The 12101-nt window shown below is 62.7% G+C and carries 9 protein-coding genes; 2 read left to right on the forward strand and 7 right to left on the reverse strand.

All coding sequences use genetic code 11. From position 1 onward, the window contains the following. The first annotated feature begins 95 nt into the window (after positions 1 to 95). The gene (locus C5B85_RS12930) at positions 96 to 1331 is read left to right on the forward strand and encodes an O-antigen ligase (RefSeq protein ID WP_104286425.1); all 1236 of its coding nucleotides are present in this window, start codon (positions 96 to 98) and stop codon (positions 1329 to 1331) included. Positions 1332 to 1429: 98 nt separating this feature from the next. Here C5B85_RS12930 and C5B85_RS12935 read toward each other — a convergent pair whose 3' ends face one another. The 3 genes from C5B85_RS12935 to C5B85_RS12950 all read right to left on the reverse strand — a co-directional run bounded on the left by C5B85_RS12935 (position 1430) and on the right by C5B85_RS12950 (position 6755). Then, on the reverse strand, positions 1430 to 1870 hold the full coding sequence (locus tag C5B85_RS12935; protein ID WP_146077956.1) for a hypothetical protein: 441 nt from the start codon (positions 1868 to 1870) through the stop codon (positions 1430 to 1432). Between the two features lie 2761 nt (positions 1871 to 4631). Continuing rightward, on the reverse strand, positions 4632 to 4841 hold the full coding sequence (locus C5B85_RS19585) for a hypothetical protein (RefSeq protein ID WP_258070774.1): 210 nt from the start codon (positions 4839 to 4841) through the stop codon (positions 4632 to 4634). Between the two features lie 1002 nt (positions 4842 to 5843). Then, positions 5844 to 6755 carry a helix-turn-helix domain-containing protein gene (locus C5B85_RS12950; RefSeq protein WP_104286429.1) on the reverse strand — a complete coding sequence of 304 codons (912 nt, stop codon included), beginning with the start codon at positions 6753 to 6755 and terminating at the stop codon, positions 5844 to 5846. 1157 nt (positions 6756 to 7912) lie between these two features. Here C5B85_RS12950 and C5B85_RS12955 point away from each other — a divergent pair. Continuing rightward, positions 7913 to 8551, forward strand: a complete 639-nt coding sequence (locus tag C5B85_RS12955; protein ID WP_146077957.1) for a helix-turn-helix domain-containing protein — start codon at positions 7913 to 7915, stop codon at positions 8549 to 8551. On the opposite strand, the gene C5B85_RS12960 is transcribed toward C5B85_RS12955, so the two are convergent. From C5B85_RS12960 to C5B85_RS12975, 4 genes are all read right to left on the reverse strand, one after another. Next, positions 8548 to 9180 carry a hypothetical protein gene (locus tag C5B85_RS12960; RefSeq protein ID WP_104286431.1) on the reverse strand — a complete coding sequence of 211 codons (633 nt, stop codon included), beginning with the start codon at positions 9178 to 9180 and terminating at the stop codon, positions 8548 to 8550. The two genes, C5B85_RS12955 and C5B85_RS12960, sit on opposite strands and share 4 nt — an antisense overlap. A 180-nt stretch (positions 9181 to 9360) precedes the next feature. Beyond that, positions 9361 to 10095: a signal peptidase I gene (gene lepB, locus C5B85_RS12965; protein ID WP_104286432.1), complete on the reverse strand. Its 735-nt coding sequence runs from the start codon at positions 10093 to 10095 to the stop codon at positions 9361 to 9363. Beyond that, complete coding sequence (locus C5B85_RS12970) at positions 10092 to 11240, reverse strand: hypothetical protein (protein WP_104286433.1); 1149 nt, start codon at positions 11238 to 11240, stop codon at positions 10092 to 10094. The genes lepB and C5B85_RS12970 overlap by 4 nt, the downstream gene beginning before the upstream one ends. 62 nt (positions 11241 to 11302) lie before the next feature. After that, on the reverse strand, positions 11303 to 11950 hold the full coding sequence (locus C5B85_RS12975) for a hypothetical protein (RefSeq protein WP_146077958.1): 648 nt from the start codon (positions 11948 to 11950) through the stop codon (positions 11303 to 11305). Positions 11951 to 12101 lie beyond the last annotated feature (151 nt).

The raw sequence follows: 12101 nt of genomic DNA on the forward strand, positions 1-12101 counted from the left end.
ACGCGACGCGGTATGGCAGAGCCAGTCCCCCCGAACAGCCCAGCCGCGCCTCACACAGTTGGTCGGCGACTGGGAAACAACGTACCATCGTCGGCGTGGCAGAACAGGTGAATGACGCTTACTCGCAGAAGTCGGCGACGCGAGCGTTCCAGGATTCCGTACTTGCGCTCGGCGAGACTCGGATCATCGATGCGGTGATCATGGCTGCGTTCATCATTCGCCTCCCGGTACCTGGACTGGGCTTCCTCATCAACGACCTGGCGGGGCTCATACTGATCGGCATCGCCACCTTCCGCAGGCCTTCACGAAGCCTCGCTGGTGCCTACTGGTATCCGGCAATCTGCGCCGTCATTCTGGCCTACATCGGCCTGAACGCGCTCGCTGCGGGCATTGCGCAGGAAGACATAAACCGCGGCGCGCGAATCGTGATGATGATGGTCATGGGAGCCTTCATCGCCACTGGCCGAATCGACATCGCGTCTGCTCTCAAAGGATTCGCGATCGCGCTCCTCGCCAACGTGCCCCTCTTCTACGCCGGGATCGCGCCTGACTCATACGGTGGTTTGCTGACGGGTTACCTGGGCGATAAGAACGTCGCCGGCCTCACCTACGCCGTCGTCACCATCTTGCTCCTGCTCGTAGCGAAGCGGCTGTGGGTTCGAATGGCGATCATCCTGGTGGGTGGGGCGTGTGTGGTCCTCACTGATTCACGCACGTCGATGGCTGCTCTCGCCGCCGCGCTCATCTGGCTCGTCGTGGCGCGATACCTGGGTCCGTTCTGGCGAATTTGCCTAGCTGCGATCCTCTACGCAGGATTTATATTCGCGGAGACGAACTTGTCGACAGCAGGCACCTACGCAACCACCCGCGAGGGGTCTGACGCACTGCGGGAACGAATCGACGCGGCTTCTCTCGCGAAGACGCTCGACGCCCCCTGGAACGGGTACGGCTTGGGCGAAGCAGTTACGCAGATTGCCGGAGATAACTGGCTCTACCACAACGCATACTGGGGCCTCATCACCGAGGGCGGCTACTTCCTGCTCATCGCGTTCCTCGCACTGGTTGCGCTGGCCGGGTTCCAGTTCTTGGCTAAGGGACCGACATCGCTTGATGCACGCATCATCGAAGCCGCATCTATCGTCATGCTTCTGTGCGCGTTCCGTCTTGGCGAGGTCTTCATCACCCAGTCGGCCTTCATCATTATCGGAATCGGTGTGGCGATTGCCGCTCGGCGAAACCAGGAGTGGGCTCGCGATCGCGAGGCAGAACGTGTCGCAGAGGCAGTTCGTCTGGGCTCACTCATGCCGGTCGCAAAGCACACGAGCTTCTAGCCGTGCCTCGCGGCCACAGACTTTGTGACCGCTGGCGAGATCAAGGTTCCAGCTTGGAAGATCCGCGCTTCGCTCAGTCACCTCGACGTAGTCGACTTTCACCACGACATGACGCCCTCTTCAACGCACTTTCTGGAAGGTCTCACGTTGGCATCCTCAACCCGTCTCATTTCGGCGCGCGTGACGAGGCGCCCAACCTGCTCGCGCAGTTCGGGCGTTCCGCTTCCAGCACAAGCGCCAGGCCGGAAGTTGCCGCGTCCTAGGGGGAGATTGGCGCCAAGACGCCACAATCCACCGAACCTCGGCAGGGGCCACACGATCGAGAAGACTTCACCGACGACGTCGTCGTCGCGCTCCGTGCGCAGGCAGGATGCGTCGACTCCCCCGTTGCGGCAGGCCGCGAGCGAGTCGGAAGAGTCCGTGCGGTTGTCGCCGGGCGCCTCGATCTGCCCCTCGGGCACCGTGAATTCGTCAAGGCAACGTAGCAAAGCCGGTGACGTCGAGCAATCGAGGGCGCCGGGCATGAACTCGACGCCCACGGACGAGACACTCTGCTGAACGCAACACTCCGACGAAGCGACCCGATGGAGCGACCACGGCATCCGTCGACCTCGACCCCGGCCAGCGTCTAGAACGCCCCGCCTGACAGTCGCAAGCGGGGCGTTCCGCTTCCAGCCCAGGGGGGCCAAGCTGGAAGTTTTTCGGCGGCCGAGTCCATCTCCCCAGACAGGACTCGGCTAACGCTTCGCGGTCGGACTCGATTCATCCCCAGGAGTGACCGCATCAGCAAGACGATGCTCACCTATGGCGTCTCCAGACCAAAGTGAGGGTGGGTCGCGCGCGGCTTCGAACGCGAATCCGGCGGATTCTGGCAAGCACCGGGGCAACACAGGTCCTGGTTATCGAGCGAGCACAGCGCCCGATCAAAGCGAAGAAAGGGTTGCGTTGCGATTCCCCAGCGCAACGCAACCCATGCCAACCGTCTGCTCTCGCTCCGTGGAGCAGCACACCCCGTGTCCGGTTGGCATGCTCGAATGTAGACAGTCTCGTTTCACGACGCGACCGCGGGTCCCCATCTCTCCGCGTATATGCGAATTCCGGCCTGAAACGTGCGCGATGAACCCCGACCAGAATCCGCACACTCTCGGCCCTCCGCCGAAATCGTTCCTCTCCAGCTACCTACCGGTCGCTTGGCTCTCTACGTTGTCGTATCGAGAAGAGTTCTCACCCGAGCCGACAGAGAGCAGCAACACGAGTGAACACCACACCTACAAACACCGGTGCCGTTGGGACTGAGATCCAAGACTTCGAAACCGCTACCGCCAGCAAGCGCAGAACGATTCTCAAGACAGCAGTTTGGAGCGTCCCCATCATCGCGACGGCAATCGCGGTCCCGGCCCACGCCGCGAGCCGATGCACGCCCGTCCCAAACAACGTCACGCAGACGTTTACCAACGTGACGCGTCCCTCCGGGCCCTGGACAAATCCGACCTCAACCAGTTTCGGCGGCCGGGTCGATCTGGCAGCCTCGACAGCAAACGTCACCAGCACCGTCACCTTCACAAATTCAGCCCCCGTTGCCATCCCGGCGGGAACGCTCAGCGTACGAGTTGCACTTTGGTCCAACCCCGGGCTCGCGACGCCGGGTACTTCGACGCCATCATCAGCGCTTGGGCTACCGTCACCGCTTCCCACCGGATGGATACTGGACAGCAGCTACATCGCACAGGGCACCGCAAGCAACGGGAGCGTTGAGATACGGCAGTACAACCACGTACTCCGATACACGCTTGCGCTGCCCGCCGGGGCCGCAGCCCCATCCTTGGCGCTGACCGCAGTAGCGACCGTACCTCGACCGTCTGCAACCAGTTACGGAAGCAACCTCAGCCAAGCTCCGCTGCCAGCGACCTCCGACTATGGTTCGAACTTTTTTGCAACGGCCAGCATCGCTACCTGCAGCGCTGTCAATGGAGCGCCGACCACCGTCACAAATACAGCAGTCGCTTCTCAGCTCTGGGGTGTTTACATCGTGCGCCCCAGCGCGACAGCGCGAACGGGCGAACAAGCGTCGGTGGCGATCGAGCCAGTGAACTGAGCTGCTGGCCCCGCCGTAAGAGCTAGGCGTGGGCTGGAGCTTTCCGTCGCCCTGCGTCCTGGCTGGCGCGCAACTTCTCGACGGCCGCAGCAAACCACAGAACCCGCTGTTCCGCGCTCGGCGCCGGAACAGCGGGTTCCTGGGACCAGCTTTACCGGCCGGACCTTGACGCTCACCGAATACTGAGCAACCTAGCTGTAGCGAATCCGAATCGAGCCGTTCCCGCCCGCGGAAATGGCTGTGTTCAATGGACTTACCGGAGTGGTCAACGAGACTCCCCTAGCCGCGAACGAAGAGCCAGAGCCGCCAACACCTGTCGTGGTCGCCGTGGAGTCCACGCCGTTCGTTCCAACGGCCTGTCCGAGGCTTGCGAACTCGGACGTCGGATACTGAGCGTAGGCCAACCGCCCGCCGGGTCTCGCGAAGTACCCCACTACCTCCGTAACCAAAGCCGACGCCGCCAGCCTCCGTCGTCGCCGAAGCGCCCGAACCGACGATGATCCTTAGCGTCCGAGCTGCTGTCCCGCTTGCGGACACCGCGAATGAGCTTTCCAAGTTGGTGCCCGCACCCCAGGTCCGGTACTTCCGCAACCGTTTCCCCGACAACGGTGAACTTCACCGCTCGCGCGCACTCAGGCATCACGACCATGTATTCACCTGGCCCGTAGGTCTGGCCAAAGGAGGCTCCGCAAGATGGGCTGGCTAGCGGCGCAGCCGCTGCTGCTGCTGCAATCACGGGCACGGTCCAAGCCACCCCCTGGACGATGGCGCGACGACGTAGCAATCCCGCAGACAGTTTGCAAACGGTAAGGGCGATTTGTCATGACTGGACCGATTGACGTCGCAAAGAGCCACTCACTTTGCACGCGGGGTCATCAAGCGCCCCGGGTCCCCCGACTCGACCAACCGATCCCCTCGCGTAACGCGAGTAAGAAACCGACGAAACGCTCAGAACGCTCCGGCAGGGCTCCCACCAACGGCGCCAACACCTGCCGTCCATTCGGCGGCTGAGGCGACACGTGACGCACGCAGCGTCAATCTAATGAGAAGCGCACGTTCACTTACCTTCTGCGCATCGGCCTCGTTTCGCTGCAGTTCTGTTCGAATACTGGATCCAGACCAGACCGCAACTCGCGCAGAGCTCGCGCGTTCAGTGTGCGCGTCTGCACGAAGAGAGTTCCAGAAGACATGTCAGAAGAACAGCATCAAAAGCTCAACTTGCCTCGGCGAACCGTCGTCGCCGGAGCAGCGTGGTCGATACCGACCATTCTCGTCGCCACAACCGCGCCACTGGCCGCGGCTTCACCCTGCCGAACGACGGTCACGTTCCAGGCCACGGCGCCAGCCGCTGCCGGAATCGACTCGTTTACTACGCCCTTCACGGTGCCAGCTGGCGTCACGAAGGTGAACTTCACCGTTGTCGGTGCCCCCGGCGGCGGTGACGTACCCAACCGCCTCACAGGAGGTCTCGGCGGCATCGTCACCGGCGAACTCTCGGTGGCGCCCGGAACGATACTCCAACTTCAAGTCGGACAGGGAGGAACCGGCGGGCCCGGACCCTCACCGTACGTAGCCTCCACCACCGGAGGGCGTGGTTTCGGCAACGGCGGTGACTCAATCCCGGTTGTGGCTGGCGAGAGAGCGCACGCAGGCTCCAGTGGCGGCGGCGGTTCCGCGATCCTCGTCGGCACTAATCCCCTCGTTGTCGCGGGTGGAGGCGGTGGGTCTCCCACTTACAACATTTCGCCGATCATCGCCTTGACTGGCCCGCCCCAGTCATACGGCCAAGGTGGCTCACCCGGCGATCCCGCTGACGATCTGCTGGTGCAGACGACACTCGCGGCGAACGGACATACAGATCAGCTTTCCGGACCCGCGGGGGGTAATGCCAGCGGCAGCACGCCAGGTGCAGGCGGAATTGCGACCTCGGTACCCACAGAAGGGCCAATCACCTACTTCGGCACCAACAATGGACTCCCTGGTTCCGGCAGGAACGGGGGCAATGGTGTTTCGGTCGCAGGCGCACTGCCGAGCACTTCGTGGAGGAAGTCAAGTCCAGGCGGCGGCGGTGGCTACGCAGGCGGCGGCAGCGGTTCCGCGCAGAGGGCAGAATGGGGCATTGCCCCAGGGAACCACGCGAGCACGAGGCTGATCATCGACACCGCCGGTGCCGGCGGTGCCGGTTCCAACTTCGTATCCAGCGTTCCCGTTGGCACGTCAGCCGTGACATCTTCCCTCGAGGAGATTCCCACGGGTGTTGGTCCTGCGGGGCCAGTCCGTGTCCCGGGCTCGATCACGCTAACCTACTGCGCCTAATCCTCACCCCCAGAGGACTTGCAGGGCAGGTCGGGGTGCCTCTGCAGGTGCTGTCGGTCCCTTCGAACTGACTACACCTTCAGAGGCACCCTTGCACATATTCACTCTTGCGGTTCGTCCGAACCAAATTCGAACTCTCGAATCGCGGCGCGCAATCGTTTGGCAGACGTGAAGCCAGAGCGGGCAGCGACTATCGCGAGGTCGAGCGTCGCGTCATCATCGATCAGCACCGTCGCGATCTCGAAACGCGCACGACGGATCGCGCGAATCACCGTCTCCCCGTGCGCTTGGAATGCCGACTGCAGTTTCCGCTCAGAGACTCCAAACTTCGTCGCGACCCTCAGTGGAGTCAACCCGTGTTCGATCGCGTGCACTCGGATGAACCTACTCGCTCCGGCGTAGACATCGATGTCGTGATCGCTGGGGAAAACCCATTGCATGAGCAACGTGCGTGCGACCGCACCAGCGGCGCTCTGCAGTTCTCTGCCAGCCTGCTGGGTCTTCGGCGCCCCTGCTTGCGCCAGGCCGAAGCAAGCGCCGAACGCGAAAGAATTAATCGCGCCTTCCGTGAGCAACTGGATCGGCGGTTCATCGGCTCGTCGCATCATCTGGCCCAGCGCCGTATCGACGCTGAAGACCAGGGCTTCGTTGTGCGTGGATGTGGATCGGAATTTGACGGGTTCCGCTCCAGGTCGCAGGGCAGCAACCCCGCCCTTATCCAAAACAGCAAACGTCTCACCAGATCGTAATTCCGCCTGTCCCTGGCTGACGAAGACGAAGATTGTGCGGCTACGTCGAGCAGGAGTATCCCGACGGAACTCAGCTTCAATTCGCGAGCATTCAAGCCAGGCGGAAATGAAGTGTGGGCCTCTGAGCGCGATGAAGTTGACTTCCGCAGGAGCACTGGGCATGCCGAAGCGCACCCCCATGCTCGCCGTGGCTGACACGAACGTAGGCGGCTGCGTGGCACCTCTCCAGGAGGCCTGGATCCGCTCGAAGTTGGGAAGCTCCATGGTGGTCTTTCTCTAACGAGTCAACGAACGGAGCTTCGATCCAGTCGCCAACGTGTCGGCTCGGCCCGCGCGTCCTCTCGTCGTCACTGACGAGTGAGGGCCGGCGGATCTGAAGGCGCAAGCCTTCAGGCACCGGACAGAATCAGCGTCGCGAGTCGGGCGCAGCGCGGCCATCGGTGTTGGGGGTGTCAATCGCGCAGTTCTGCGCAGGGGTGGGTACTTTTTACGACACCGAGGCCTTCCAGTCAAGTCCTTGAATCCACTACGGCGACGACGATGGCCGAGCCTTGTGCAGACTAATTCGCGCGTCCCCCGGCGCGCGCTTCCGAACGGAAAATCCGCTCTGGCGCACGGAAAACAAACGCAGGGCCTCAGCATCGTGCGATCAGCGAGCTGATGAAGCGAACGCTGAAGTACCCACCGGGAGGCAGGGAACCGGATGCGCATCAAAGTCGCCCACTTGCGCACTTTGAGGCGAGGAAGCCGCAAATCGTCACAGTATGACCTCAGAGGCCGAACGCGCCCCTGAGCAAAGGACACTATGACCTCAGATCAAGAGTAATCCCGATTCCCTTCGGACCCGCTCGCCCGAACCCCAGATCTGTAAAGCAAGCCGCAGGCCCCTAGGGCAGTCGAAAACCACTCAACCGTTCCGGGATTGTCGCTTCGGCGCGTTCCGTGAGGCAGGGGGTGCCTCGACGCTCCTTGAGGACCGTCAGCACGCAGCTCGCTCTGCGCCGTCGCTTCATAGATTCGGTCTGCAGCGCTTCGACGCGATTTTGATATCCCTACGCCGGCATCGGCGTTGCACTTCTGCCCGTTCCTGCGGGACAGAAAGGTTCTTCGTGCAATCTGACGAATCCACATCCGCACTCCACAACTTCGAACATGTTGCGATCAGTTCGCATGCAACGCTCCTCCCGCGTGAGCTGGAGCGCTTTCTCCTCAGCACCGGCATGGCGATCGATTGGGGTCCGCAGACCTCTCCCTTCACTGTCCACGCAACGCGTACTTCGACATTCATCTCCGCAGTCGTGAGCACAGGGCAGACCACCGTCAGCTGGCCCAGGATGCACGGGCGTCCTCCGCGACGCGTACTGTTCCTCTTCAGCAAGCACGGCTCGAACACCGTCCGAGTTGCATCCGAGACCGTTGAAATGTCAGCAGGCTCCGCCGTGGTGGTCTCACCCGGCCGGGAGCTCGTCGAGTTCACGGCGGCGGCAAGGCGACAGACGCTGCTTCTGTTCAGCGTCGACTTTCGGGCGCTCGGCGTACCTTTTCTCTCCGCAGACCGGAAGATTCACTTGCTGAATGAAGCCACCATGACCTCCATGGCCTACGGTGCCTGGCATGCGCTCGCGAACTCCGCGAATCCCAGTTCTCTGCACGCTGAGACGATCACGCAGGCTCAGGCGATCTCCGTCGCCCGGGCGCTTCTGGCTCAGTGGAAGGGACCTGAAGAGTCAGGCGGAGACCTCTACGCGCGCGCGAAACACTACATTCGAGTGCACGCCAGCGACCCTGACCTCGACCCGACCCGAGTCGCGGACGCACTTGGCACTGCTCCGCGCACGCTGCAGGTGGCTTTCAAGAAGCACGGCACAACGATCAACCGCGAGTTGCGGCGTAAGCGCTACGAAAACGTGCAGCTGCTCCTCCAGGGACGCCCGACTGCTCCGCGTCTCGAGATCGCCCGCCAGGCCGGCTTCCGCAGCCTCAAGCAACTCCGCGACGCCGGCCGCGACTTCTCAACGGAAGTACTGCCGAACTCGACAACGAAGCGCAACTCGGATTAGGAGGCGTTTTCGTTGTTGAAGTATGCGTAGTTCGAGTATCCGGGGTTGTTGGCTGGATCTGTTTCGATTGCCCCGGTGGCACCAACTCCGATGTTCGTGTAGGACCGAACTCGGTAGAAGTTTGTTGCCGTATTCGAGACACCGTTCAGCTCCACTCGGAAGACAAGATCGAACGATGCGCCAGCGGCTAGCGGCGTTGGCAATTGAAAGCTCCAGATGCGTCGAAGCGCGGCCGGGCTTCCGGGGATACTGATATCCGCAGTGGAGGTACCCGTGAATGCGGGATTTCTGCCGCTCGTGTCCTCGATGATCGTTAGCGAGTCTGTAACCCAGATGGCAGCGAATGGAAGCCCGAACTGGATGATTCCGCCAGCGGGAAGGGCATCCGGACCGTTGTTTCTGTACGTTGCCCGGAAAGTCAGCACCCTTGGGCCCTGATAGTAGGGATCGGCTAGATACGAACCGTTGCTGGCCTCGATCGGGAGCCTCGCGGTCGAGGCGAGATCCACGAGGATCGACCCCGACGCTGCAGCGAATGGCGTCGCCACCGAGACAGCGATCACGGGTGCGGCCCACGCCGCCGTCCGAATCACACTTCGTCGACTCGATTTCTGGTCGAGGGCATCCATGTGGAGTTCCTAACTTCTCGCGCAATCAATGATCGCGACGGGTTCCGTTGTAGACGGTGCCGGGAATCGTCACCGACGTCATCGTCCTTCACGCTTGGCGAATGCGCGCGGGCGGAAACGACCGGTGCGGAAGAAGTACAGAAACCTGCGGAAGATGGACGAAGGTAGCCAGAGGTTCCCCTACACCCCGCCGAACCTCGGGAGGGGCCACACGATCGAGAAGACTTCACCGACGACGTCGTCGTCGCGCACCGTGCGCAGGCAGGATGCGTCCACTCCCCCGCCGCGGCAAGCCGCGAGCGAGTCGGACGAGTTCGTGCGGTTGTCGCCGAGCACCACGATCTGCCCCTCGGGCACCGTGAACTCGTCAAAGCAACGCAGCGAAGCCGGCGACGTCGAGCAGTCGATGGTGCCCGGCACGAACTCGAAGTCGAGATCGACGTAGGCGCTCTCGTCGAGCGCAACACCGTCGACGACGATGCCGCCGGTCGCCGGGTCGACGGCCATGCTCTGCCCACCCGTAGCGATGACTCGCTTCACGAGGATGTGCGAGAAGCCCTGGCCGATGCCGAAGACCTCGCCGACCACGCGAGCGGCGAACCGCAGCGGGTCGCTCGGCGGCTCGGGAGGCGCCTCATCCCACGTGTCGGAAGCCGCGAAAACGACGATGTCACCTGTCGTCGGTTCGGCATCACCGAGGTACGCGAGGCGGTTCACCAGGATGCGGTCGCCAACGGCGAGCGTGTCATCCATCGACGCCGACGGAATCGCGTACACCTTCACGAAGAAAGCTTGCACAAGCGCGAGCACGGCAAACGCGGCGACCAGATGAAAGAGCGGATGCGAGGTGACGCGTCGGAGGCGAGTCCGTGGGGCTCGCTTCGCCGGAGCGCTCGCGAGCTCTGCGTCGCTCACCGAACCGCCGAATTGCCGACAACTGCCGCCTGAACGCGATCGACGAGATTCGCCTCGACAAGACCATCGAGGGCCACCTGCACGAGCTCGTGAGCATCCGCGACCTCACCGTACTGCTCCATCAGTTCCGCCGTGAGCTGGGTGAGGGTCGTCCACTCGCCGAGGAGCTCCCAGAGGCCAGGAGCGATACCCGCAAGCTGACGGACCATGCGCGACTCGAGCGTGACCGCCTCGTTCGCGAACAGCAGCCAGTGCACGCCCGCGGCGCGGCGGTAGGAATCCTCACCCACCGTCGCCGACGGCGTCGTCGAATCGGGCTCGCTGTGCCCGGAAGTCCACGGCTGCGTGTCGCCGTGCGAACTCAGGATCTCAGGAACAAGGTCAACAACCTGTGACGCCTCGGAGTACGTGACGCGACGGACACCATCCGTCGAGTCGATGAGCTCCGCGAGCTGAACAAGCGGGTCGGGAAGCGCGGGAAGGTAGCTGAGCTCCGGCACCATCCAGCCGATAGCGCTGCCCGTCGCGACGGGAGACAGCTGCGGTCCACCATCGAGCTCGTGCTCTTCCACGCGGTGCAGCAGCACGATGGCGGCGATCCTCAACGGCACATCCGGCAGCGGACGCAAGCCGAGCGTCGCGGGAGACAACTGCGCCTTCGGCTCGCTCGGGTCGACAATGACCGAGAGCGGCTTGCGGTACGGCAGAACGTTGCCATCGAAGTCGACAGCAAGCGTCTCATCGGTGACATACCCGTACTCACGCCCGAGCGTCTTCGCGAGCGTCGTCTTGCCACGACCCGACGGCCCGACAAAGGCAATGACACGACCGTCATCGAGGGCGATACCCGCCGCGTGGATCATGACGAGCCGGCCCCCGTTGTGCTCGATCGCATCGAGCGTCACAATCGTCGACAGCTGCGAGGCCAGATCAGCAGCCGAACCGCCGACAACATCGCTGACTTCGGGCTCGTCGAGCGGCGCGAGCGAGAGACGATGAGTCTCGTCTGGCTCTGCCTCCCCCGGCTGGCCAGACACATCCGCCCACGATTCCCGCAGATCTGCCTCGAACTCAGCCGAGATGCTCTCCTCAAACCTGAGTTCGACGTCTACGCCAAGGGGATTCAGGCGCAGTGTTCTCGTCATAGTTGCAACTGTACCAAGCACGCAAGCGTCGGAACGGAACCGGGCAGAGCTCCCCTACGCCACTAAACCGTGTAGACGAGGTTGGACGTGGTGGCGTCGAACTCGACGCCGTTCGAGAACAACCGAACCGTGACGAGGAACGTCACCGTGCCACTCCCGATCGCGAGCCCGGATGCGGGGACCGACCCCCACGTGATGTCTCGCGACACGTTGCTGTTGCCCGCGATCGTCCCCGCGATCGAGAAGTTCCGCGTCACGTTCCTCGCGAAGACATCACCGCCAACCGTGTTCCCCACATCCTGGAGTGCACTCGAGTACGACGTCATCGTCGCGTTCTGGATCGCGCTCGGACCGAACCCGCGGATCACAGCATCGCCAATCCCGAAGCCGCTCAAGGTGTCACTGACGTACGAGACCACGATCGTGCCCGTGATCGGCCCCGGAACGGCGCCATTCCCATTCGAGATGCGAATCACGCCCGGCCCGGCCAGGGCCACCGCGCCACCGCCCGTAGGGCCGTCAATTCTTGGCCTATTCGCCCTCGCAGGGCTGATCGTGCCCTCCAAGAACACAGCAGCGTCATTGATGGATGCCGCCGCGAGCGGTGCCGCGACCGCGATCGTGATCACCGGCGTCGCCCACGCTGCCGTTTTAAGTAGGGCGCGACGAGAGGAAGTCTGATTGGGCTGCAAAGTTTCGAACTGCGTCATGGGAGACCTTTTCGATGCCCCGGCATTGAAAGCCGGAGGAAGCGGGGGAGCTGGGGAACGGCCAGTCACAGACCAACCATTTGTTAAGTATTGCGTTAACAGAACGGGACTTCACCCCTCCAACCCAAAATCTTAAGAAAAATGCCGTAGT

Origin of the sequence: Pseudoclavibacter sp. AY1F1 (assembly GCF_002931075.1) — a bacterium.
GTDB lineage: Bacteria > Actinomycetota > Actinomycetes > Actinomycetales > Microbacteriaceae > Pseudoclavibacter.